This is a genomic window from Bradyrhizobium genomosp. I (2014) (genome assembly GCF_000261685.1).
In the GTDB taxonomy this organism is placed as follows: Bacteria; Pseudomonadota; Alphaproteobacteria; order Rhizobiales; family Xanthobacteraceae; genus Bradyrhizobium.
Genome location: NZ_AJQE01000383.1, coordinates 1 through 23704 on the forward strand (window position 1 = coordinate 1; position 23704 = coordinate 23704).

Genomic DNA, 23704 nt, shown 5'->3' on the forward strand with positions numbered 1-23704 from the left:
GCGCATGCGGGACCGTCGCCACGCACACTTCGGCCACGCCGTCCGGTTCGCGCTGGCGAAAGGTGCCCGGCAGCGTCAGCACGCACTGCCCGCTGGTTCCGCACAGATCCTGGTCGACCATGACGCGCATCTCAGCTCCCCTGCGCATGCAGCCGCACCGGCAGCGTGCGGAACGTCCGAAGGAATGCCGAGGGCTCCCGGGTCGGCTGCCCGGCAAATGCCAGCGTGGGGAAGCGGGCCTGGATCCGCGGCAGGCTCTCGGCCAACTGCACCCGGGCCAGTTGCGCACCGAGGCAGAAGTGAATGCCGTGGCCGAAGCTCAGCATGATCTTCCCGTCGGTCGACATGCCTGGACTGGTGCCGTAGAACCGCGCGGGATCGAAGCGATCGGGATCGGCGAAGGCGTCCGGGTCGCGATTGCCGGACGCGATCAGCACGCGCACGTCCGCGTTCTTCGGAATCACCACGCCGCCCAGTTCGATGTCGCGCTGGGCGATACGCGGGATGGAGCTGAACATGGCGGGCGCGTCGCAGCGCAGGACTTCTTCGACGAATGCCCTCACCCGCGCGGCGTCTGCCTGCAGCCAGTGCCGCTGTTCGGGATACGCCAGCATCGCCAGGACGGCATGGTCGATGCTCGCAGCAGTGGTGACGAAGCCGCCCAGCAGCATGCCCCACAGCATGCTGATCAACTCCGCATCCGACAGTGTGTCGGCATCGTCGTCATGTGCGCCGACCAGCATCGACACGATGTCGCGGCGGGGATCGGTGCGCTTGCGCTGTATGAGGTCGCCGAAGTAGGCCTGCACCCTGGCGCTGGCCGCGTCCGCCGCGGCGAGCTGGGAATCGCTGGCGTGCGGGCCCAGGCCTTCCAGAATGGTGCCGATGCCGGCAGCGAGCTCGAACATGTCGTCTTGGGGCATGCCGAACAGTTCGGCGAAAACCAGCATGGGCAAGGCCAGCGCGAATTCCCGATGCAGGTCTACCGCCTCCCCGCGCTCCAGCGCGGGCGTTATGCCGTCCAGGCGCGCTGCGACGATGCGCGCGATGCTCGGCCGCAGGTTGTCGATCTGGCCCATGGTGAAATCGCGCGAGATCAGCCGGCGCAGACGCGTATGCGTCGGTGGGTCCTTCATCGCTAGCGTGGACGCCAACAGATTGAGCGACGGGCTGGTCGCCGCACGCGAGAAATAGCGCGCCAGTTCGCCGGGCGCCGGACCCCGAAACGCATCGCCCGTGGCCTTGAACGCCCAGTAGATGTCGGCGTGGCGGCTCAACAAAAAGAGGCCCGACGCCGCGCGATGCACCGGATCGTGCTCGCGCAACCATCGCATGAACGGATACGGGTCGTGGATGCACGCTGGCGACGCCAGTTCGGCGAAGGCGTCCCGGCATGCTGCCGTGGTTTCTTGCACGTCCATCCTGGTTACCTGTTGGCGGGCTGATCTGACCGGCGCGCGACAGGCGCGCGGCAGATTCCGGAGAAGATCGAGATCGCCCGTGGCGTCCGCGACATCACCAGAGCACCGGGAACTGCTCGAACCCGCCCGTGATGATCTCCTTGCGCAACTTCAGTTGTTCCGGCGCCACGGCCAGGCGCAGCGCGGGAAGGCGCTGGAAGATCGAACCGAACACCACCTTGAGCTCCAGCCTGGCCAGCGCCACGCCGATGCACGCGTGCGGCCCGTAGGAAAAAGCCAGGTGCGGCTTTTCCTGGCGTTCGATATCGAAGATTTCCGGGTCGTCGAAATGGTGCGGATCGAACGACGTTGCCGGGAGGCCGACCAGCACCTTGCTCTCCGCGGGAATATGCTCGCCCGCGATGGTCACGTCGGTCCTCGGATAGCGCATGATGCCATCCCAGCCCGCGCCCGGCGGGTACATGCGCAGGATTTCCTCTACCGCCTTGTCGACCAGGGACGGATCGCCGACCAGGCGTTCGCGCTGTTGCGGATGGCGGAACATGGCTAGCAGGCCGAATTCGATCTGCGCGACGGTGCTCTCGTGCCCCGCCACCAGCATGCCCGCCGCCAGGCCAACCGCCTCTTCCTCGCTCGCCTTGCCCTGGTCGACCGCAGCGAGCAGATCCGTCAGCAGGTTGTCGTCCGGATCCTGGCGCTTGTCGCGCATCTTGCCGCGAATGTAGGCGCGCAGTTCTTCCCAGGCCAGGCGGGACGCGCTGCGCGGGCCGCTTTCATGCTGGTGCGTCATCACCTCATCGGACAGCCCGGCGAAAAAGGCGTGATCCTCGTAGAGCACGCCCATCAGCGCGCTGATGACCATGGCCGGAAGCGGAAAGGAGAGGTGGCGCCGCAGGTCGGCGGGCTGGGGCTGGGCCGCCAGCGTCTCGAACAAGTGCGCGGCGATCGCTTCGACCTGCTGCACGAGCAGCTTCACCCTGCGGTCACTGAAGGCCGGCGCCACGATCGCGCGTAGCCGGGCATGCTCGCGCCCCTCGTGCGAGACCAGCCACCCCGGCGAACCGAGAATCACCGAATCCGGGGTGAATGCCGCCGGCGGCATTCCCGCGGGCCGGAACGCCGCGTCGGACAGCACCGCCTTGGCCTCGTCATAGCCTGTCACCCACCAGCCTTCGTGCCCGGAGGGGAAGCGCACGCGGTGGATCGGACCGTTGGCGCGTAGCGCCAACATCTCGGGCGAGGGCTCGATGTGATCGACGCGCCACATCGGCAGCGTCGGCAAGGGTTGTTGTTCGGACATGGTGGCACTTCACTCTCTAAGCGATGGAAGGGCGGAAGGTGACCGGCAGGCGCTGCGGGCAGCGAATGACGTAAGACGGCATGTAGACGACGTCCTCCGCGGCGATGGTCAGCGCCAGATGCTCCAGCCGCACGAACAGCGCGGGGAAGGCGCAGCCCAATTCCAGACGCGCCAGCGCCGCGCCCAGGCAGAAATGCGGCCCCTGGCCGAACGACAGGTGCGGGTTGTGCCGCCGGGTGACATCGAACCTGTCGGCATCGCCATAGATCGACCGTACGGATTGGTGAAGGAGGTTCGACCGTGCCCCCGATGTGTCCGCCATTATAGCCTCCGGACCGGTCCCACACCGTGAACAGAGCAAATCGCGTGCCGAAGTGAATTCGCAGGCTCAGCAGGCACTACATAGCTGCGCGTAGTGTCAGGTTTCTGGCATTCAGTCTCAATGCCGACAACGGGCGCAGTAAGTGCCCGACAAAGGCCTGCTCTCGCGCTGAATGTGCGGGGCAGCCCTTGCGCGAAATTTCAAGCGGATTGGCTGCAGCAGGTGTGGTTCGCCGGAAACCACTCCGATGACGCCGGCGTCATCGAACGCGATCGCGTCAGCCTGTCCGGAGGGCAAGACCTCGCCGCCTTCGTGGCTCTGGCTACCGAAGATGCGGAAGCTCGGGGACGGGGCGCGGTCGCAGCGTCACGATGCCGGGAGTGGACTGAGCGCGAGCTAGATAAGGCGATTCAAGCTATGCTTGAGGGGGTGCCGGCAGCGAAGTTGAAGGACAAGATAGGCACTCTGGAAGCACGCAAGCATGAGCATCTGCTCGATGCCGTGCAGCAGCGCCTTGATGCAAACCCAGAGGCGATGCGCCAGCTCGCGAGACAGTCGAGCATCCGTTCGGCACGTGAAGGCTCGCATGGGAGCGACGCACTTCCTGAACAAACGCTTCCAAAAGTAGCTACGGAGATGCCTCTCGGTTCTGGCCTTTAGCGTAGGGCGCATTAGATTAGCGACCAGCGCCGGGGTGCATTCTGTGGCGCCGCCCGCAGCGGCGCAATCGCTGGAGTCGCGCCCCTCAGGTCCTGCAGGGGCACCCTGGCAATGTGGAAAACTCCGACGCTTTCACCGTTCGAAGATAAGGTGCCTTGTCAATCAAGACTTTGGCTTTTCAGGATGAAGCTGCTTGTAAGAGTCACAGCTGGACCAATATCAATGCGTCGGCTTAGCGTGCTTCAAACGAAAGCTGATGTCGTGGAAATTCATATTCTGCGCACAGTCGGTCTGGATCAAGCGCGTGATTCGATAGCGGACGGCATGGATTGTCGCCGCAGCAATTGTTTCTTGGCGACGTCAGTTGAGCAAACCGCAGGCGGCCATTGTGAAACAGAATTGCAATTTGTGCCGGCCGTCATGGATAGCGGGGTGCCGACACCCCCGCTTTCGATGTCGGCACACTCGCAAGCCGGCACGCAGCCGGCTATCCGCTGCAGATTTGCCCCCGCCGCGACCGAACGCAAGCGCCGGCCGACGCATCCGCGCCTTCACAGAAGGCGTCAATCACCGCGGCCTGAAGGCCCAACTCACTGCATCCTTTGCGTCGTGATTGTCGACAAATGCTGCCCGTTGGGATTCCTGTAACGATTGGCGAGGCTTTGTAACAATGAAGCCATCTGGTCAGGATCTGATCGAACAGTAAATTCTCCATAGTTAGGGTCGAAAAGCGTGGTCGTTCCATTCGAGGCCGACGTCGCCACTGTGTGGGCGCCGCCTTCAGCGAAATACAAGCTGAGTAAATGGTTCGATCCGTCTTCGTTGATTTCGTTCACCATGGACTTGACGTTCGAAGACTTGCCGAATGCGAATCTCTTCTCTTCTCCAGCCGGTTCCAAGCCTGCTTCCTCCAAAATGGTATTTTGTGCCTGAAGGTCGGCCTGAGAAGATCCTGCTCCCCTGCTTCGCAACTGATCCTTAAGACGTTGATATTGCTGCTGCCGTTCAGCCGCTGAGGCGTGCGTTTGCGATCCGGGTGCGAGCGCACTCATTCGGGTTGATGGGCTGTTGCTAAGATTGCGGAACCACTCCGCAGTCAGCCCGACGCAGATGCCGTCCACATTCGCATCACGCAGGTCGGCCGTTCTGTATTCGAACAAGGAGGTGGCCGGACTCTCTGGAGAGGATGTACTGGGTTCGGAGGCGCTAGAGGTTTGAACGTTTGCATCCAAGGTATCTGGCTTGCTGCAGCAGGCCCCCATCTTGTCAGGCAACTCCCCCGATCGTGAGCTCCACTGGGGCGCGAGATCTGCAAGTGTTTCTGTAAAGCTGCCGCTATCCACCGACTGGCTCGGTTCGTCAGTTTGGCTAGTGCGTGTAGATGAGCCACCGATTCGATCATACATGACGATTCACCTCTCTGTGCTACGCTAGTCTCTTCGCATCAATTCGGGCTGCTCAGGCCCTGCGGCGAGGATACCCGGACAAGCTGATGGCGAGCTGACGGACAGCAGTTGTACAGCTAAGAAAGCGTTCCTTTGTCGGACTTCTGACAACGTCGGATACGCCTCGGCGTAGTGCTGTGTCAGATCCTCAGATTCCGGAACGCCACCGACAGGCTATCGCTGCGATGCTCGCGCGGCATCGAGCGCCCACGAACCCGAAATCGAGAGCAATGACAGGATGCTCGCGGATTGTCTCGAGCGGTTCGGTGTTGCTGCGTAAGCGGTGTGTCTCCCACACCTTGTTTGGCGTGAGCTGATCGGCAACATGCGAGCCGTCATATACAGTAAGGTTCGCATATATGGTTGACCATATAGTTGACGCTTCAGAGCCACGGGGCCGGGTGGATATCCAGGTCGGAGCGGGGCGTCGGCGGCGGTGGAGCGCCGTGGTCAAGGGGCGGATCGTGGCGGAGTCATATGCGCCGGGCACAGTTGTGTCCGAGGTGGCGCGCCGGCACGACCTCTCACCGCAACACCTGTTTGCTTGGCGCAAGGCCGCGCGTGCCGGTCTGCTGAGCTTGCCGGCGGAGGATGCACCGCTCTTCGTTCCGGTGGTGTCGGAGCTTCGCCCCGCTGGGATGTGCGTGGAAGCGGCAACGCGGAACGGGATAACGATCAGCATCGAGATTGGCGATGCGGTAGTTCGCGCAGCGGCGGGGGTCGATCCGGCCTGGCTGCGCGATGTGCTGCGGGCCGTGAGGGCGACGACATGATCGCGGCTTCGGCGGGCGTGAAGATCATTGTCGCGACGCGGCCGGTCGACTTTCGTAATTATGCGGAGCCCACGATTATGCGGAGTGTGCGGCCGTTCAATCCGAGACCCGCTTCGTTATCAACAGTTTAGTTCCTGCTGCCCTCTTTCTCACTCAGCATAATCTGAGGCCTTTCTTCCTGCCTTGATGGCAACGAAAGGGAGACAAGGAATGGCCAAGTCGAGTGAGGATCACTGCCACGGGCTGCGCTGCATGGACGCAGGCGATCTCGACCCGCTGGTGACGGAGTTCACACGACACCTGACGGTGTTGGGGCATAAGAGCTTGACGGTGAGCGGCTATGACGCTGCAGCCCGTCACCTCGCGCAATGGCTGACGCTGGCCAAGATCGCAGTCGCTGATATCGATGATGGCGTCGCCGATCGGTTCGCTCGGCATCGCTGTCGATGCCCCGGCATCCGTCGCGAGAGGAGCGTGTCCGCGAAGTACGTGAGGCGGGTACGCCGGTTCATCGAGTTTCTCGGCGAGCGCGGAATCGTCCAGCGCAAGCCGAAGCCCGCATTACCGACGCCCCACCGCCGGGTGGTCGAGTTCCAGGACTGCGTCACAGAGCTGACAATAGATCGGCACGGTCGCATGGTCATGCGGCTGCTCCCGGCGCTTGGCATCAGGCCGCGAAGTTGGAATGCTCAGCTCATTCGCGACGTGATCATTGCAGAGACGAAGCGGGTCTCGCTGGCCTATGTGAAGACGATGACGATGGCGCTGAGAGGATATTTGCGGTTCCTCAGCGCACGGGGGTTGTGCCGAGCTGGACTCGATCAGGCTGTGCCAATCATTCCGCAGTGGCGACTGTCGTCGCTGCCGCGATACATCCGCTCGTCGGATGTCGAGACGTTGATTGCAACGTGCGATCAGACCACGGCGACTGGCGTGCGTGATCGGGCGATCCTGCTGCTGTTGGCACGACTGGGCTTGCGGGCCGGCGACATTCTCTCTCTTCGTCTCACCGATGTTGATTGGCAACAGGCGACACTGTCGGTTCGTGGCAAGGGGCGGCGGGAGACGAGATTACCATTGCCGCAAGACGCCGGGGATGCCTTGCTCGCTTATCTGGATCAGGCCCGGCCGCACGTCGCCGATGTTCGAATCTTCTTCATGTCGAATGCACCAATCCGGCCGCTGACAGGTTCGAGCGCAGTCTCTGATGTTGTGCGTAGTGCAATACGAAAGGCCGGTATCCCCGTTCCGTCGAATGGGGCCAACCTGCTTCGGCATTCGGCCGCGACGGCCATGCTCCGGGGCGGCGCGACGCTCGACACGGTTGGCGCCGTACTGCGCCACCGCTCACCGGACATGACCGCACACTACGCCAAAGTCGACGTGACGATGCTGCTGCAGATCGCGCAGCCCTGGCCGGGAGATGCGTGATGCTGAGTCGATATCTTGCCAAATATGTGGACCAGCAGCAGTCGCTGGGGTTCAAGTTCCGTGTCCAGCAAATCCTGCTGAGGGGCTACGTCAGCTTCGCCGAGGAGTGCGGCGACCGGCACATCAGAAGTGCCCGGGTCCTGGCATGGGCCGCACGTGCGCCGTCACCGGAGCAGCGCCGCAACCGGTTGCTTACCGTGCGGCGGTTCGCGCTGGCGATGCACGCCGAGAATCCGCGCCATCAGGTTCCGGCGGCGGATGCACTCGGCCACGCTGTCGTCAAGAGGCGACCGCCGTATATCTATAGTGCGGACGAGATCGCACGATTGCTTCGTGCTGCGGCGGCACTCCGGCCAGCGGGCTCGATCAGACCGACCATGTATGCAACGCTCTTCGGCCTGCTCACCGCTACTGGCATGCGGATCGCAGAAGCATTGGCGCTGCAGATCGACGATGTAACTGCCGATGGGCTCGTCGTCCGACAGACCAAGTTCCAGAAGAGCCGGCTGTTGCCACTTCACGCAACAGCTCGGCTGGCGCTCGACAGATATCTGGTCACCCGGCGGTCGCTAGACTACTTCTTCCTGCCCCCCGCTTTGGTCCCAGCGATTTCTCGATAGAGCCAAAGCAAGCCATGGGGCACGACACGGCGGCAATAGGCTTCCGCCGGCTTCCCTCCGCTTCGACGCCTATCAAGGCGGAGAGGGCGTCGCGCATCTTGACGATTGAGATGTCGGGCCGGCCTTGCGCAATAGGCGGCATGCGCGGTATCGGCGAGCAACCCGATCGGCATGGCTCGCGCCGATGGTAACTTGTCAAGCTTTGCCGCCTCGACCTGAGCACGTTCGAACCACTGCTTCGCCGACGCCCAGTCGCCGAGCGTCGCAGCGTTTATGCCTGCCTCGCGGGCGATATGGCTTCGGTTGCGTCTTGTCCGCCGGCTTCCGCAGCGGCAGTCAGCAGCGGGAGCGCCGCTACATGATCGCGTCTGCGCCAGTGGATCTTGGCACGCGCGCGCGAAAGCGAATGTCGAAGCCGAATTTGTCTTCAGCTTGCATCAGACAGGCAAGTGCTTGCTCGGCGTCGTCGCCATTCTCGTTGATGCAAATCGCCTGCGCAATTGCACAGCGTGTCGCGAGCATAGGCGGCGCTGGATCGGTATATAGATACGTTCGTCTGGGGCGGGCTGAAACGTACCACATAGGAGGCTACGCCTATGGCCTCTACGGCACACCCGATTGGAAGCAGAACAGGGAAAGCAGCGATCCCAGCCCAAAGGGCCGCCTGCATATCTGGCGGGCTTATGACTATCCGCACATCTTCGCGATGTATTTGGCCATGCCCGCATACATTTCTTCGCAGCTTCGGGCGAGTGACGGGCAGGTCGGTTAGGGGCGCACCAAGGCGACCTTGCCGGCCGGCAACAAAGCAGGACAGCGACTTGTTGTGTCCTCGCGAGCTCGCCCCCTTCAGAAGTGTCGTCGCTAGGAGCTGGACGTGCGACGCCGTCCCAGATCGGAAAACTCTGCTGAAACACACCACGCGCGTCTAGAGGTTAGCATGCAAGTGACTTAAGCGCTCCAGCCCCTGCTCAATGAGAGATATTGGAAGATAGCTGAAACACAGGCGCATGTGACGGCCACTTCCTGGGCCATAGTTGCGACCATTTACAAGGTGCACGCCGTGCAAGCGGCTTGCAGCTTCAATAAACCTCTCCGGATCCGTACCCGGGGTAAGCCGCACCCAGAACGAGAAGCCCCCGCTTGGCACGCTATATCCCAGGTCGCAAATCCGGCTACGCTGCAATAAGCTATGTACGCTGTCTCGCTTCGCTCGGTAGTGCTCGCGCAAGCGTGTTATGTGCGAGTCAAGAGCGCTCGATTGCAACAACCCCAAAACGATGTTACTTAGGACCGGACTTACGCCGCCGTCGCGTTTGAGGTGCGCAAGCCTGTTGATGATGTCCGACTCCGCAAGCACCCAACCTAACCGTAGCCCCGGTCCGGCAACTTTTGAGATGCTATGGACATTGATCACGTTATTGCCTGGCGCCACCCAATGCGCTGGACCGTTGTAGGGTAACTCAGCATAGACAAGGTCCTGCACCAAGAGAGCGCCACTGCGGGCTAGCAGTGCCGCCAATTTGGCCACATAGTCGCGCGACATCTGGCGACCGGTTGGATTATGAAATGCTGGCATCGTGTAGAAAAGCTTCACCCGGGCATTGGTCTGCAGTATTGCCTCGACTTCGTTTAGATCGACTCCCTCTGCGGCTAGACCTAGCTGGACCACGGTTGCACCCGCGATCGAAAACGTACGCAGTGCACCCAAGTAGGAGGGGTCCTCCATCAGGACCACGTCACCGGGGTCAATCCAGCCATCGGCAAGCAGTTGTAAGGCCTGTGAAGCTCCACCCGTAAGCATAACTTGGTCATGCCGCACACCGTACCTCAGTGCGAGCTTTGTACGGAGTTCGGGCAAACCCGCCGCATCCGTATACTGCGGCAGATCGGCGAGAGCCACACCTGTACCTCCGTCAAACGCGACTGGCCACGGCAGTTCTGCAAACATGACCGGGTCAGCCAGGGCGTAGCCGAAATTGATACCATGCTTCGCACTTGAGGAGTTGAACGGCGCGAAACCTTGAGCGATAGCGCTGCGTTTTGAGATGCGGGAATTCATGGCTTCGTCATTCGGATCGTCATGATTGCGAAATCTGTTCTTTGCCAAAGCGCTTATTGTACTCCGCGGCAAAGTTCGCAGGTATCGGCGTGCTGAAACAGGGAAAGTCGACCGACGTCTTTGGCTGGGCTGCTACGGCCGAAGTCTCGAGGGACGGCCGCCACGCACCGCCAAAGTAATGCTGGCCGTAGCCCATCGCTAGCTCAGGTACTACGGGATAGAGGAGGCTCAGGAACAGCGAGATCTGCGCAGCATTCCATGTCCAATCGTCTGCATGTGCAAAGCCAGCTAGCTCGAAGCACCTGTCGATGATATCAAGCGCATCCCAGAAACGCAGTGCGGTGACCGCATCGGCGTAATCTTCAGCGAAGCGGCGGAAATTCGGGGAGAGTTCGGTGCTCTCTACTGTACGTGCGCTTTCTGCACACCGCCGTAACGCATCTTCCCAGACCCGAATGCGTGACGCTGCCGAGACGAGTCCGTCGAGACTAAAATCGTTTGCGTCGGTTCCAAAGGGCTTGGCCACTCGCGCCAGCGCATAACGGAGTACGTTTGGTCCCACGTCACCCGCCACTTCATCGCCCCAAAGAGCATGATCACGACTGGTGGAAAACTTTTCGCCTTTCAGCTTGTAGAAATCCTGGACTGAGTGATTTTTGGGAATTGGGTAGCCGCGCGCGAGCAGAGCGCCGGCCACACCTAGCGTGTAATAGAAACGATTATCCTGCCCCATGAAGAAAAGAATCTCGGTGTTCTGGTCGTGCAACGCCGCGTTTGCGTCCAGACCGGCGCGGGCGCATTGCTCGCGAATTCCGGTGTCGAAGCACCAGAGGCCCTCAAACCATGTAAGCAGCGTTTGGCCGATCAGAGAGTCAGGCTGTTTTACTTCCACGCCGTGCCTGAAATGGCGGGTCATCGGCAAGCCGCGCACCTCCCGGTGTAGCCAAGCGCGCGCCTTGGCCCGTATCGGCTCGGGCCATACGCTTTCTCCAATGGCTTCGTGCAGTGAGTGAGCGAGACGTGGCATGTCGAACACGGCCTGCGTGATGGGTCTTAGCACAAGATTGCAGCCGCAGGTGACGTGCCGGGCGTCACGGATTGTGTCGTGCTGAAGAGCCAGCCCGCAGTTCTCACACAGGTTGCTGTCGCAAGGCGATGAGCAAGCCGGGCAACGGCCAGTTGCGAGCGAGTCCGCAGCGAACTCATCGCAATGTTCGCAATACAGTTGGACGCCCTGCCGTACGTCGACGTAGCCGGCCGCCTGCAGCTCGCGGAATATCGCTAGAGCATTTCCCTTGTGAATCGCGCTGGACGTGCGCACGAACACATCGGGCGTAATTTGCACCGCGCGCAAACACTCTAAGATCTTGTGAACGTATCCTTCTGCGACCTCGCTAAAGGATCGGCCGAGCTTTCGTGCCGTTTCGAGCGTATATGTGCCGTGCTCGTCTGAGCCCGTGATGTAGTAGGCCCGATGGCCGGCCATGCGTTGAAAGCGGACGAAAATATCAGCGGGCAAATACACGCCGCCGATGTGACCCAGATGTAGCTTGCCGTTAGGGCAAGGCGGCGCGGGACAGATAAAATAAGTGCGCACGTCAATCCCACCAGATCGAGATAAACTTGAGAGCGCTATCTTGGCTGATATTGCGGATAGTATGCCTCTGATGTGGCGCCATGTAACACAAGCTCGTTTCGCTAACATTACGGACCTGACCGTCGACTTCGAATTCTCCACGACCAGAGATCAGCAGCCACAGTTCGTGCTCCTGATGATCGTGCGGGTCGACCGCATCGCCTGGAGCGAGCTCCGCGACTGATGCGCCAAATGCTGGGCTGAGACCCTCCGGGAGATGCTCCAAGAGGCGCCAGACCAGAGCGCCGTATTCGGTTCGCATCAGAGAATGATCGGGCCGCGTCGTGTACATGTTGGTCTTCCTCAGACGTGGCTATCAGTTGCGATAGAATATGCCATTGGGACGCTTTAGGTTCTCAAGATCTGCCACAGCTTCTTCTGGTGGGTTGTACGCACGCTTCATGCGGTTGTATTCGGTGCGTGTTGGCCCCTCAGTGGATGCGCGCTGGAACACCAGGTGAATCGCACGACGCGACCGATCGCTCTTGTTTGGCAAGGAGTAATGGGGCGCATAATCGTCAAAAATGAAAACATCCCCAGCTTTCAATCGCACCGGCTCCCATGCGAAGGCCTCGGCGATCTCCGGGTGAATCACGCCACCCGCATCCATCGGAAACATTCCTTCCTTATGGCGAGCTGGCGTGAAGAAGAGCCCACCGTTGCCCGGGCCGGAGTCGTCCACGGCGATGGATGCAATTGCGTGCACCATGCGTTCGGGTATCTTGTGCGGGACATGATAGATGTCCTGATGAGGGCGGTACCCGCCGCTGTCCGGATACTTGAAGATCAGAAGTTCCTTCAACATCCGTGTCTTCTCATTCAAGAGTGTCTCGACCGCTATACGAATGCGGCCATCGGCCAGGAGCGCGTCCCGTAGAGGGGCATGGTAGTCTAAGAAGTTCTCGGCCTTGGAAATAATTTTTCTGCTGTCACTCGTCTTCTCGAACCACAACATCCACTTGTCGGAGCTTACATCCCAACGTGCAACTTCCTCAACGTAACGAGAAATCTTGTCGCGCTTGGCTGGATCGAAGAACTTCTCCAATCGAAGGTATCCATCCTTATTCCATTTCGATTGTTGCGCCTCGGTCAGCATGTGTGAGCTCCTTCCTAAAATGAGACGGATCAGATGTGCTTTGGCCGAGGCGGGTTGCTAGCACCGCATTAAGAGCGGTCGCGCTCAATAGGCTAAGCAACATCACGTCAGGGCCGAATCCACGGACCAACTGCCCTCCGACCATAGGAAAGCCGAAGAGCCCGAGAAAGTATGCGAGGGTAAATATCTGCGATGTAGTGGGCACGGAGACGCCGTGCTCACCGGCGAGATTGACGGCTATCGTATTCAAGGTTGAATAACTTAACCCATAGCCGGCGGCAAAGAGGACAGAGGCCGCAATATAGAGTGATGTGCTGCCACCGTTGAAAAGGAACAGCACCAGAGACGCAGCGGTCAGTAGGATGAGCGTGAGTGCCAGTCGGCGTAACGGCAGGCTGCCCATGAGGTGAGCGACAGAGAAGCGTAGTATCACGCTCGTAGCAGTGAAAAAGAGAAAGAACAGATCGGAATTCAGGTGACGTGAGGCGGAATACGCGCTCTGATATGTGGACAGCCCCGCGAACACGCAGCCTGAAATCGCAATCATGGCGATGGGGAGTGCTGTGCACTTCTGAAGGAGTGTCGTAGTCGCGGCCAGAGTAATTGCGATATCTGGCATAGCCAGTGCCGATAGCCTCGACGTCGCGCGTCTTGTAAGGTCTACGCAGGCGGCGGCGATCACGCACGCAATCGCAAGCACCGCATAAATCGTGGCCAGCGAACCAGTGTATTTTGCGAGCAAGTGACCAAGTGGAGCTGCCAGGCCGAGCCCAGCCATTTGTGATCCGGATAAGACCGTCAAATACTGAATACGTGCTGAGGGCCGTAGATGGCGGATGATCTGCAGCGGTGCCAAAATGAAGAACACTGACCAGGCAGCGCCCACCAGCAAGCCTCCACCGTACGCAGCTCGCGTATCGAGGGCAGCGCCGGCAAAGGCAAGCATGGCTAACGCCATAAACAAGGATGCGACAGTCAACGTGGGCAATAGGCCTATCCGCTTTGCCAGCCACCCTGCCAAGCAACAGGAAACGAGAGTGGTAGCCATGCCGCTGGAAATGATAAGACCAGCGGCTTGACCATCCGTTTCGAGCGCATGCATGTAGTCCGGCAATAGAAAGCTAGTGCCGTAAGCTGCTGCAATGACAATGGAGGCAATCAAAAATGGTACAAAGGCGCGGTAGTCGAGCGTGCCTGAAAGCTGATCGGCGGGGTTGGCCGTTCCATCCGCAATCCGGCCCCGCAGCGGTGAGGTCGAGCCGCCGTTCATGTGCCACCCGATACCTGTCGGGTCGATCGCATCGCCACCACACCGGCGTCTCGTTCAGACGCGTCCGAAGTTGCGTAAACCTGAATCATCTGCCTACCGGATGTATTCAAATAAAACGGTCGGCCGAGGAGGCTATTGATAATTTGGCTGTTACGGTACGCGACCAAAGATAGATTGGCGCTCTGCAATCCGTGCTGCACGCGGCTTTGATTTTGTAGATATATTGGTCCTGGCACGGGCCGACCGAAGCGGACTGCATAGTCCGGGCCAAGTACTGGCAGGCCATCTTCCATACATGCTCCCTCGAGCAGGGCCTCCAAGAAGGGCGGCGTACGCGGCTGGAAACCAGTAGCAAGCACTATACGATCGACTAGAATGCAGCTATTTCGCTGCGTTGCGATCTCATTTAGATCTACTCGCCAACCCATTTTGTGGGAGGTGATGCCTTTCACGACTACGCTGGGCAACACACGAAAACGGTCGGTCAGCGTGCCATCCACGCTGCGTTCGTACAGCATTTCATATAAGCGGTTGCACAAGTCGACGGAAATGCCATCGCTCGTAAGCATCTCGCCCTCGACTATATCGCGGCGTTGCTGAAGCGGTAGAGCGTGAAAGCGACGGCTATACGCGGGCGTATAAGCTTCATTCACGAAGCTGTTGTCGTCGATGGCAAAAAAGTTCGAACGCGACGTTGACCACGTGATCTGGGTGGATACAGAACGAGTAAGAATGTCCTCGGTAATCTCAGCGCCACTCTGACCGCCTCCCACAACGAGCACATGCTCGGCTGCTTGCGGTAGCGGCCGCTCGAGATAGTCAGCTGCATGGTAGAGAGTGCCACATAGCAAAGATCTGGCACAGGCGGGGATTTTGGGCTCTACGCCAACACCAACAACAACAGCGCGCGCTAAGTATGTGGTTGTATTCGTGCTGATGCGGTAGCCGTCCCTAAAGGGAATAACATCATTGACGACCTCGGAAAAGCGCAGCGTCTTGAGTCGCCCTGCGACCCACCGGTAGTACTCAATAAACTCCTGCCGCGATGTTGAAGCATTGCGCTTGTTGACAAAGCTGTAGAGCCGACCATGCAGCGCCAAATAGTTGAGGAATGAATATGGACTAGTAGGATCGACCAGGGTCACGCAATCCTTAAGCGGCGACACCTGTAGGCGGCTGTTCGGCAGCGCAAGGCCCGGATGCCAGACAAGTGCGTCTCGCTTCTCCAGGAAAAGTGCGCGGAGCGGAGTAGGTTCAATAAGCGCTGCAAGACTAAGGTTAAATGGGCCGATCCCAATTCCGATGACATCCAGCATTTCCACAGAAGCCTCCTTGAACTCGTGTAAGTTCTTGTCGTTGGCGCTCGCGTAAATTCTGTCCGGGTCTGGGTACGTCGATTGATTACTGAAGCACGTTTGTGTGACTTGGGATGGGGCAGCGGCTTGGCCTGTAGCCGCGGCAGTGGTCCGTCTGCTCAATAGCAACCGCCGTGCCACCCACAAAATCTCGACTGCGCCTTGTTGGACGAGAAGAACATGCCCACCTACGGCATTTCGTGCGGAATCGCCCCGGCAGCTCTTGTCGGATTTACGACATTGCGGCGGCAATCGGACATACACATGCGGAATTCGGAGCGCGCGGATCCATGGCTGAAAACCAACACCGTGAGTGCTCGTCTACGCCGACGTCGTCTTGATGAACCTTCAGTATGCACCTGCGTTGCTCCAAAAAGGCGAGACGCCGGCGGCCGCCCCGCAAGAGATGCTTCGCATTTTTGAGACCATTACCTCCGAGCATGATGTCGGGTTGTTCCGCCGTTTCGAAATTATGCGCTACCGGCATGTCAAGCGCGGTATCCCGATTCGGACGTGACAGTTGTCGAGGATCGAGTGTTGGGCCCATATGCCTTCTCGATCTGGTCCAGCGACTGAGCGATCAGGAAACTCTTGATGCCGTAGCCGGCCATGAACGCCAGCGCGGACTGGAAGAAATCGAGCCGCCGAGCGCCGGGAATTCGTCAAGCATCAGGAGAAAGCGGCGTCGGCCGGCCTTGGCCTGCAGATCTTCCGTCAAGCGGCGGCCGAGCTGATTGAGAATCAGACGGATGAGTGGCTTGGTGCGGTTGATGTCCGAGGGCGGCACGACAAGGTAAAGCGTGGTTGGCCGATCCCCGCCGACGATGTCGATAATCCGCCAGTCGCGGCGCCGTGTCACCTCCGTCACGACGGGGTCTCGGTGGAGGCCCAGGAACGACATCGCGATACTCAGGACGCCCAGCGTTCGTTACCGCATTTGTTCAGCAGCTGGCGGGCAGCGGAAGCGACGACGGGATGGACGCCGCCTTCGCTGAGATGCGCCGTTCGCATCATCGCGGCGAACGTCGTCTCGATCGGCCGCTTCGGATCGGACAGGAAGGCTGCGACGCCGGCGTGGGTTTTGTTTCCTCGGGATAGAGGACGTGGAGGATGGCACCAACCAGGAGGGCGTGGCTGGTCTTCTCCCAGTAGTTCGGCTCCTCCAGGCTACCCTCCTGGTCGACCAGGATGTCGGCGATGTTCTGGACGTCGCGCACCTCCCACTCGCCGCGGCGGACCTCGAGCAACGGGTTATAGGCCGACGATTTTGCATTGGTCGGATCGAAGAGAAGGACGCGACCGCGCTGGCTACGGAAGCCAGCGGTGAGCTGTCAGTTCTCGTCCTTGACGAACGATCGCCGAGCCCGGCCAGGTCGGGAGCGAAGGGATAACGAGGCCGACACCCTTGCCCGATCTCGTGGGAACGAAGAACAGGACATACTCCCGCCCATCATGGCGAAGATATCTAACGATGCACGCGATTGCGGATCCCCAGCGCGAGCTTTTCTACGTCAAATTTCTGCGATGAAGTAGGGCAGCATGATGGGCAGCGCTTCCGCGCGCCGGTAACGCCCTATGTTCGATCGGGATATCTCCTCCAGGTCGTGACGAGCTCTTCGTCGGGCGGTATCGGCGACGCCGGTGATGATATCGGCGAGCAGATCCGGATCTTGCGGAGCGAAGTGCGTGCCCCCTTCCGCGACAAGCAACGCGAGCCAGCCCCATTGCATCTTTAAGCAAGCCACGCAGGACAAGGTGCGCCCGGAAGGCGACGGCCTCGCGGACCCCGACGGCTTTACCTGCCTCTGCGCCAGTTTCTTCATCTGGGCGAGCGGCTTCACGCGGGATGGCGATGTCATCGGCGTGCACATGTTAACCTTTGCGAATGACGGCGCCTCGCGCATGTCGGCGCGCGAACTTCAAAGGCAGACAGACATGGACCTTCGCAAGTTCGACGGCTTCCTTGCCCGGATGGGCATGCCCTCGCCGATCCGTGCGCAGACCTGGGCGACGCCGCCCGAGGAGATGTTCGGCCTGACCCCCGCGGAGATCGCCACCATGACGCGGGAGACCGCCTTCGCTCGCATGCGGGAAGCGAATTGTCGATCCGGCGCGGCCCGTTGGCGCGCTGGGAGCCGCTCTCCCCTTCCAACGATGCCTCACGATCGCCATGCGATCAGCCAACGCTGATGACGATGATGCGCCTCGGCGCGGCGCGCTATCTTGGGAAACTCGACAGTTAGATCGGTTCCCTCGGCACATGACTGGTCGCCGTCGATGCGGCAGCAGCGGACTGAAGGACGGCTTACGCCCTACTGTCCGAGGGGTTTGGACGCTCACAATCAATATCGCGAGTAAGCTAGGTCACATTGTCCGCGTACGGAAAGAACACTACCGATCCGGCGACACTCTGTGAGTTGGGTCTTCATCGATATTTCTGCTCGGTCTCTCTTGGATAGCGCCGGATAACATTTTGGCGCTCCTGACTACGTCTGCGAAAAATCTTCGTAGATATCGAGTTCTTCATTGATTTTGCCCCGAGCTTGCGGCCGGCCTCGTCGAGGTAGAGCTGATTGATCAGGCCGCCGTTGTGGATCAGAAACTCACGCGAAGCCTTCATTTCAACGTCGGTCGCGACAAGATCGGGCTTGAGCTGGATCGAAAGCACTTCCGCCGTCTTCGCCAGATACTCGGATGGATTACCGAACATCAGATCCTGGCACCGCAGGGCGATATAGGCTTCTTCTCCAAATAGCGGTACAGCGCCAAGGCGTCTTCTTCGACGACGCCAATGTGGCCGCGGAGAAGCACTTGCTCGAAAACCATTTCCACAACCAGCTCAGGGCCAGGCTACTTGGCTGCGAGGCGATCACCCAGCTCGTGCGCAGACCGCCATTGCCCCGCGCGAATACCTCAACAGCAAGGGCGAGCTTTCCCGCAAGATGCAGGATGACGCACCGTCGCGTGGAATCTCACGACTGGTGTCTATTACAAAGCGGGCGAGAAGCCGTGGTCTCTTGCCGACATCCGGGATGGCGTCTGCTACACAGGCCTCGTCTTCAAGCGTACAAACAACCCGGTCGAAGCGAAGGAGGCGTGCTGTGGCGCGCAGATGTTCCCTCATACCGGCGAAGGCATCGAACGCCGCGGCTGCGAAGACCGCCCCCGTCAATGGCCCGAACCTCGGCCGGCGTTCTCCGGACGCTGCCGTTCTATCGACGTTTTGCGGCGAGGAACGGGCAGCTCTTAGGGGACCTCTTATCGCTTCGGTGTCAGTGACCGTGCATTCGAACAGATTCCTATTCATCGGGCAGCGGACGCAAGAGCAAACGCTCAGCGAAATACAACGCTTTCGCCGCGGTCAACTACCACTGCTAGCAATTGATCGAACTAGGGATTTGTTCAATATTCGATGAAGCGGATGCTGCGGTAACCTTTTCGAAGTCGCGTGAGTTCAAACGGGAGCCACTCGCTACCCATAGATGATGACGGATCCAGCTAGCGGTCGCCGCTCGCGCTGGTCTGCCTGGTCGAGCGGATAGTGTGGCCTAGGGGCTACGCAAGATGGGACCATGACTGCAATGATCTTGTCGGACAATGTCATTCCTCGCGCCGATGTCATTAAACGCGCAGTGCGCATCGGCGCAGAAATCCGAAATGTCAAACTGTCAGGCGATTTACCGGAGCAGACGATTGCCTCGATCAATGGGCTGCTTTTGGAGCACAAGGTCATCTTCTTTCGCGGCCAGCTCCACCTCGATGATGCGGAGCAGGAGAGCTTTGCCATTCGTTTCGGAGAGTTGACACCTCATCCAACGCTCGGTGCGATCAAGGGAACAGCGTCGATCATCGAGCTTGATTCCACCCGTGCAGGTAGCCGGGCGGATCTCTGGCACACTGATGGAACCTTCGTCGATGCCTACCCTAAGATCGCCGTGCTGCGAGGCATTGTGATGCCACCTTTCGGTGGCGATACGGTCTGGTCAAACACCGCCTCGGCCTACCTCGACCTAGCGCCGCCGCTCCAAGGGCTTGCAGACAGGCTATGGGCCGTTCACAGTAATGCCTTTGACTACGCAATACTTGCCCGCGTCAGCGAGCTCGACAAGAAGCACTTGGACGAAGTCTTCACTAAAACAATCTATCGGACTGAGCATCCCGTTGTGCGCGTGCACCCGGAGACTGGCGAACGCACGCTCGTGCTCGGCGCTCTGGTGCAAAACTTCGTTGGCCTGCCGAAATACGATGGCCAGAAGCTGTTCGATTTGTTTCAGTCTCATATCACTGCGCTCGAAAACACTGTGCGTTGGAGTTGGAGGGATGGTGATGTAGCGATCTGGGACAATCGCGCTACACAACATTATGCAGTGAATGACTACGGCGACCAACATCGCCTCGTTCATCGCGCAACCGTCGCCGGTGAGGTGCCAGTCAGCATCGATGGTCGGAGTAGCGTAACGCGCATAACGGGCGACCACCAAGCTGTCTAGATAAGCGACAACATTGACTACGACACGCACAATGGAAACTCTGCGGTTGTGCGCTCAATCGCTCTCTGCAATATTCGGCAGCTAGGTTCCCGTCGCAGTCAAAATATGAACCCGATGCGGCGCCTCTCAACTTGAAAAGCAACAACTGTTCTTCACAGGCCGCAAGAGGTTCAGCAGCTGCTCGTAGCGGTACAATAATCATTAGAGCGGCCGGGGAGTGTTCTCGTCGGCAGATGCTGAGTCTCGATCGGCGCCACATGGCCGGGGGCCTTTCCAGGAATGCTCCGCTCGTACGTTTTTGAGCAATCCCATACGATCTGTCCTTTCTTGGGGTAATGGCCGCGACATTATAGCTGGTTAGCACCGCGCTTTATCGTGCCTTACAACGCTAAGGAAGTTGGGATGCAATATGGATCTGCCTGCACCAGCATGCGTGAGGGATCTACCGTCTCGCCATCCGCAACAGTTTACTCTTACACCGATCGGTTCCTCCTCATGAACGCGGCTGGCGCACTTTCCCGCGCATCCTCAAAGCCGCAGCCCAAGGTCTCAGCGCCCAGTGACCACCCATCGTCTCGGAAGAGTTCTGGCGCAGACGCGCCTGCTTCCCTCGGCTCGGTCGGAGGAACGTCTAGCTGGTTATTGCCCGTTACGACCGTATCTGAGAGAGGCGGCTCAATTTATCGAAGATGAGGTCATCCACCTCTACAAGCACCACAGTGGCCGCCTCGCGTCTTATGGCGGTCCGCAAATGGCGTGCAGTGTTAAGCGTGAATTGCGGTTCCTCGATCAATAAGACTGACTTGTTGACCACAACGTCGGACCCGGTAGTGCTCTTGTCGGGAGGTGCCTCCTCGCTCGCCTCGCCGGCGGTGGGCCGCCACGTCCGATAACCATGATAGCGCCGAAAATCATGGTAATAGCCGGGGTCGTAGCGATAGCCATATCCCCTGAACGCGCTCACATGTTTCTGTGGTGCTTTGTGGATATGCGGCTTCGCCGGCTGCGAAGCAGGACCCTGGTGGGCGCAACCGGCCGCAAGCGCGCAGAAGAGGACAACGAGTATCGCCTGAACCTGCCGGAAAGCGGGGCCGAGCCGATGCAGCCCGTTGGAAGCGCAGGCCGGTAAGGAAAGCATGACCATCGATCGGCACCTGCGTCGCAAGGATCTGGGAAACGTTGACAGTGGCGCCGAGCCATCCGCGGTATCTGTCGACGGCAGGTCCGCTCGTGAGCTTGTAGGTGAAGCGAGCCTGCGCGCCGGTATCGTTGACCGCACAAGCGATATTGCTGGCGCCGTTTCCGGTCTCGACGTGCCACGTGCACCCTGCAATGCGATAGCCGGGCTCTGCAGGGAACGTCTCGGCATAGTCTGCAGTATGCTCTGCAAAGACGACGGGGTGGTCGTCCTTGGTTTTATCCACCGTATAGGAGCGCTCGATCTGCTTCGGTTCGTCAAGCTGTGATACCGGCACGTTCACGATAAGGCGGCGGTCTTCGGGCAGTATCGTGTGGATCGCTCCGGCAAGAATTTCGGGGATCTTCACCCCAGCGTTGGCTTGGGTCTGCACATGCGTGGAGTTCAGCTTGCTCCAGTTCTCAAAGAAGATCGTCGTGTCAACCCATTTCGTCCAGCAGACAGAGGGTTGTGGTAGGGCTGCGATCATGCTGTAGAGCGGGCTTGCGGTGATCACGGTCGCTGGAATGATGAAGTTGACACCGGAAACCTGCGCCTCGTTCCACTTGACGATGCCGCCACGCCGAACTCGTTGAATGCAGGTCCGCCGCTGTTGCCGACATTCATGATTGTGTCGGTCTGCCGTCGGCCGTTCGGGCTCGTCTGGCTGCTGATCAGACCGCTCGAAATGCTCAGATCCAGATCGAGAGGATAACCTAGCAAATAGAGCTGTGTCCCCATCGGGGCCTGCTGGTTGTCGTTGATCACAGGCATCGGGCAACGAGAGGCGCCACGGCTATTGCCGGCGGACTGCGACAGCTCCAGAAGAGCCAGGTCCCTGGCATCGTCGCGATGAACCGCAGTGACCTTGATGGGATTCGCATTGCGCGACCCGAGGCGGGCATTGACGTCGAAGCTCTTGTAGTTCTCCTCGCGTCCGATCACATGGCTGTTGGTCAGCACGAGGCTGTCGCCGATGAGCAGCCCGGAGCCGCCGCCGACTTCCTGCTTGTCGTTGTACATCACGCCAACGTACTGGACGTGAACCGTCCTGACATTGTAGCGCGCAGCAATCTGCACCGCCGCGCGATCGGCCAGCGCGGGCGCGCCCATGGATAGTAAGAGACCGAGTGTCGGGAGGGATAGAATTTCCTGACGGCGGCGATATCGAGTGGGCTGAGTTGTCCTTTCCGTTCCATGCTGGATTACAATAGTTCATTATTGAATCGAGATCGTATTGGGTGACCTTATAATCGCCGACCGAGCCGGAAGCTTTTTCGTTACGGCACGCCTCCGGCGCATCGTCGCGGTTCTGTTCATGCGTAAAACCGAGGGCATGTCCGAATTCGTGGACAGCGACAACGCGAATGCAGAACTCGCGCCGATCTCGGAGCCTTTGCTCCAATGATTGAAGCTGAAATTGAGAGTCATGCCTGACGGCTTGCGGTCGAGATACTCCACCCTCCTGTACACTGGCACCAAAACCAACCTTTGGACCCCCAGTATGGGTTGCTGGCAGTGCGTGGACGCGGGCAGACCGGGATCAGACGCACAGCCGACAAGCTTCAGGCGGAATTGGTTGAGGCGGAGATCCCCCAAGCGCTTCCGTCAATGCTGGCCAGATCCTGGCTCAGGGATCAGCGGCGCGCCGCCAACGGAAATTGGCCCTTCTGGCTTAGAGGGCTGGACCGCTCTTTTCGCCAGCTTCGAAGCTGATTGGGCTGCAGGCGGAGAAGAGACTGCGATCCGAGCAACAACGGGCGAGCGATGTAATCGCAGAACTCAATCGCAATATCGGTGCGCAGCAAGCCGATTTGAAGCGGATGACGGACCAAATCGAACCTCCAGCAGAGCTTTCCTAACCTCAGGTGACAAGCCATGCATCGGCGCGGGCCCAAGCACTTGCGACCTCGCCAAAATTGTCTCCATGTTAGTCCAAACATAGGCTGCCGCGGCACACAAACCAAAGAAGACCAAGAGGACGAGAATCCAAGACGAGCGCCGGGAGGATTTGTGCAAAATGCGCGGTAACTCCGAGGCGTTCGCCTCAGCAACCACATCCATCATTCTCAGCTGCCATTCCCAAATTTTGATGCCTCTCGTTCACGCAATAATGGGCATCAGTCAAGAGCTGCGGGCGAGGTACGATACTGAGCGCAAGCTCGCCGGAAGTCCCGCTATCGCTGTCGGCAATCGCCTTTCGCGTTTTTAGATCGGACTTTCGACCGAGCAGCTTACCGACCGATCATGGCTCGGGTCCGGCTGCTTAGGCCGACAGGCTAGCGGATGCAGGGCCGTGAAGCTGAAGCGGCGTCGAGATCCAGCATGAACTCGCCCATATGCGCCGCAATCCTTTGCTAAACGGGGGATAAGAGCAGGCAACGTCACCTCAGATTGTACCAGGCTCGACATCCGAATTACGATTTTGGCGAACACCTTTGGGGCATCCATTCGCGTTCGTATGGACGCGGCGACACTAGATCGAACACTCGTCCTCGAAACCTGTCTCTTTGAGAGGCGCAAACTCCGTTTTGCCAAGCTTTGGGCTGTCCATGATCAGGCCGGTTCGACGCTTGACAGCCCGACAGCCTTGCAGGAACGAGCGAGGAATAGAATCAAAGAGCCGGCTCCACAAATTTGGACAGG

The 23704-nt window shown here is 59.5% G+C and carries 22 protein-coding genes and 3 pseudogenes; 7 read left to right on the forward strand and 18 right to left on the reverse strand.

What is annotated here, in order from left to right:
- The 4 genes and pseudogenes from IC50_RS33655 to IC50_RS33670 all read right to left on the reverse strand — a co-directional run.
- Window positions 1-130 (reverse strand): annotated as a pseudogene (locus IC50_RS33655) (ferredoxin); the annotation flags it as partial.
- A 1-nt stretch (window position 131) separates the two neighbouring features.
- The gene (locus tag IC50_RS33660) at window positions 132-1421 is read right to left on the reverse strand and encodes a cytochrome P450 (protein ID WP_028144009.1); all 1290 of its coding nucleotides are present in this window, start codon (window positions 1419-1421) and stop codon (window positions 132-134) included.
- 94 nt (window positions 1422-1515) lie between these two features.
- Window positions 1516-2721 carry a cytochrome P450 gene (locus tag IC50_RS33665; protein WP_011084938.1) on the reverse strand — a complete coding sequence of 402 codons (1206 nt, stop codon included), beginning with the start codon at window positions 2719-2721 and terminating at the stop codon, window positions 1516-1518.
- A gap of 16 nt (window positions 2722-2737) precedes the next feature.
- A complete protein-coding gene (locus tag IC50_RS33670) occupies window positions 2738-3043 on the reverse strand; it encodes a cytochrome P450 (protein WP_011084937.1) in 306 nt (101 codons plus the stop codon).
- 222 nt (window positions 3044-3265) lie between these two features.
- Here IC50_RS33670 and IC50_RS33675 point away from each other — a divergent pair, with 222 nt between their 5' ends.
- A complete protein-coding gene (locus IC50_RS33675) occupies window positions 3266-3703 on the forward strand; it encodes a hypothetical protein (RefSeq protein WP_244429702.1) in 438 nt (145 codons plus the stop codon).
- A 590-nt stretch (window positions 3704-4293) separates the two neighbouring features.
- On the opposite strand, the gene IC50_RS33685 is transcribed toward IC50_RS33675, so the two are convergent.
- Complete coding sequence (locus IC50_RS33685) at window positions 4294-5109, reverse strand: YopT-type cysteine protease domain-containing protein (protein ID WP_035715528.1); 816 nt, start codon at window positions 5107-5109, stop codon at window positions 4294-4296.
- Window positions 5110-5549: 440 nt separating this feature from the next.
- On the opposite strand from IC50_RS33685, the gene tnpA reads away from it, so the two are divergent.
- The 3 genes from tnpA to IC50_RS33700 all read left to right on the forward strand — a co-directional run bounded on the left by tnpA (window position 5550) and on the right by IC50_RS33700 (window position 7972).
- Entirely contained in the window at window positions 5550-5921 is a 372-nt protein-coding gene (gene tnpA / locus IC50_RS33690; RefSeq protein ID WP_157158178.1) for an IS66-like element accessory protein TnpA, read from the forward strand.
- A 210-nt stretch (window positions 5922-6131) separates the two neighbouring features.
- Window positions 6132-7352 (forward strand): tyrosine-type recombinase/integrase, encoded by a 1221-nt coding sequence (locus tag IC50_RS33695; protein WP_014497734.1) that lies wholly within the window; start codon window positions 6132-6134, stop codon window positions 7350-7352.
- Complete coding sequence (locus IC50_RS33700) at window positions 7352-7972, forward strand: tyrosine-type recombinase/integrase (protein ID WP_014497735.1); 621 nt, start codon at window positions 7352-7354, stop codon at window positions 7970-7972. The genes IC50_RS33695 and IC50_RS33700 overlap by 1 nt, the downstream gene beginning before the upstream one ends.
- A gap of 354 nt (window positions 7973-8326) precedes the next feature.
- Here the strand turns inward: IC50_RS33700 and IC50_RS41700 are convergent, their stop codons facing one another.
- The 7 genes from IC50_RS41700 to IC50_RS33730 all read right to left on the reverse strand — a co-directional run bounded on the left by IC50_RS41700 (window position 8327) and on the right by IC50_RS33730 (window position 15352).
- On the reverse strand, window positions 8327-8494 hold the full coding sequence (locus IC50_RS41700) for a hypothetical protein (RefSeq protein WP_155256178.1): 168 nt from the start codon (window positions 8492-8494) through the stop codon (window positions 8327-8329).
- 406 nt (window positions 8495-8900) lie between these two features.
- Window positions 8901-10034: an aminotransferase-like domain-containing protein gene (locus IC50_RS33705; protein ID WP_011084930.1), complete on the reverse strand. Its 1134-nt coding sequence runs from the start codon at window positions 10032-10034 to the stop codon at window positions 8901-8903.
- 19 nt (window positions 10035-10053) lie between these two features.
- Window positions 10054-11631 carry a class I tRNA ligase family protein gene (locus tag IC50_RS33710; RefSeq protein ID WP_011084929.1) on the reverse strand — a complete coding sequence of 526 codons (1578 nt, stop codon included), beginning with the start codon at window positions 11629-11631 and terminating at the stop codon, window positions 10054-10056.
- A 1-nt stretch (window position 11632) separates the two neighbouring features.
- A complete protein-coding gene (locus IC50_RS33715; RefSeq protein WP_011084928.1) occupies window positions 11633-11962 on the reverse strand; it encodes a cupin domain-containing protein in 330 nt (109 codons plus the stop codon).
- Window positions 11963-11986: 24 nt separating this feature from the next.
- Window positions 11987-12766, reverse strand: a complete 780-nt coding sequence (locus IC50_RS33720; protein ID WP_011084927.1) for a phytanoyl-CoA dioxygenase family protein — start codon at window positions 12764-12766, stop codon at window positions 11987-11989.
- Entirely contained in the window at window positions 12732-14036 is a 1305-nt protein-coding gene (locus tag IC50_RS33725) for an MFS transporter (protein WP_014497737.1), read from the reverse strand. Before IC50_RS33725 ends, IC50_RS33720 begins: the two co-directional genes overlap by 35 nt.
- Window positions 14033-15352: a lysine N(6)-hydroxylase/L-ornithine N(5)-oxygenase family protein gene (locus tag IC50_RS33730; protein ID WP_244429703.1), complete on the reverse strand. Its 1320-nt coding sequence runs from the start codon at window positions 15350-15352 to the stop codon at window positions 14033-14035. Before IC50_RS33730 ends, IC50_RS33725 begins: the two co-directional genes overlap by 4 nt.
- A gap of 352 nt (window positions 15353-15704) precedes the next feature.
- Here IC50_RS33730 and IC50_RS42145 point away from each other — a divergent pair, with 352 nt between their 5' ends.
- Window positions 15705-15908 (forward strand): hypothetical protein, encoded by a 204-nt coding sequence (locus tag IC50_RS42145; RefSeq protein ID WP_014497739.1) that lies wholly within the window; start codon window positions 15705-15707, stop codon window positions 15906-15908.
- Here the strand turns inward: IC50_RS42145 and IC50_RS39585 are convergent.
- Window positions 15896-16855 (reverse strand): annotated as a pseudogene (locus IC50_RS39585) (type IV secretory system conjugative DNA transfer family protein); the annotation flags it as partial. The gene IC50_RS42145 and the pseudogene IC50_RS39585 sit on opposite strands and share 13 nt — an antisense overlap.
- Window positions 16856-16902: 47 nt before the next feature.
- Window positions 16903-17121 carry a hypothetical protein gene (locus tag IC50_RS42150; RefSeq protein WP_162131538.1) on the reverse strand — a complete coding sequence of 73 codons (219 nt, stop codon included), beginning with the start codon at window positions 17119-17121 and terminating at the stop codon, window positions 16903-16905.
- 25 nt (window positions 17122-17146) lie between these two features.
- Between IC50_RS42150 and IC50_RS33750 the strand changes: the two genes are divergently transcribed.
- Window positions 17147-17581 (forward strand): hypothetical protein, encoded by a 435-nt coding sequence (locus IC50_RS33750; protein WP_223153694.1) that lies wholly within the window; start codon window positions 17147-17149, stop codon window positions 17579-17581.
- Window positions 17582-17816: 235 nt separating this feature from the next.
- Here IC50_RS33750 and IC50_RS33755 read toward each other — a convergent pair whose 3' ends face one another.
- Window positions 17817-18101 (reverse strand): hypothetical protein, encoded by a 285-nt coding sequence (locus IC50_RS33755; protein ID WP_011084921.1) that lies wholly within the window; start codon window positions 18099-18101, stop codon window positions 17817-17819.
- 862 nt (window positions 18102-18963) lie between these two features.
- On the opposite strand from IC50_RS33755, the gene IC50_RS33760 reads away from it, so the two are divergent.
- Window positions 18964-19881 carry a TauD/TfdA dioxygenase family protein gene (locus tag IC50_RS33760; protein WP_011084919.1) on the forward strand — a complete coding sequence of 306 codons (918 nt, stop codon included), beginning with the start codon at window positions 18964-18966 and terminating at the stop codon, window positions 19879-19881.
- Between the two features lie 911 nt (window positions 19882-20792).
- Here the strand turns inward: IC50_RS33760 and IC50_RS33765 are convergent.
- From IC50_RS33765 to IC50_RS44070, 3 genes and pseudogenes are all read right to left on the reverse strand, one after another.
- Window positions 20793-21575 carry a hypothetical protein gene (locus tag IC50_RS33765; protein WP_011084918.1) on the reverse strand — a complete coding sequence of 261 codons (783 nt, stop codon included), beginning with the start codon at window positions 21573-21575 and terminating at the stop codon, window positions 20793-20795.
- On the reverse strand, window positions 21572-22171 hold the full coding sequence (locus IC50_RS33770) for a S1 family peptidase (protein WP_035715530.1): 600 nt from the start codon (window positions 22169-22171) through the stop codon (window positions 21572-21574). The genes IC50_RS33765 and IC50_RS33770 overlap by 4 nt, the downstream gene beginning before the upstream one ends.
- A gap of 145 nt (window positions 22172-22316) precedes the next feature.
- Window positions 22317-22463 (reverse strand): annotated as a pseudogene (locus IC50_RS44070) (M12 family metallopeptidase); the annotation flags it as partial.
- Between the last annotated feature and the right edge of the window lie 1241 nt (window positions 22464-23704).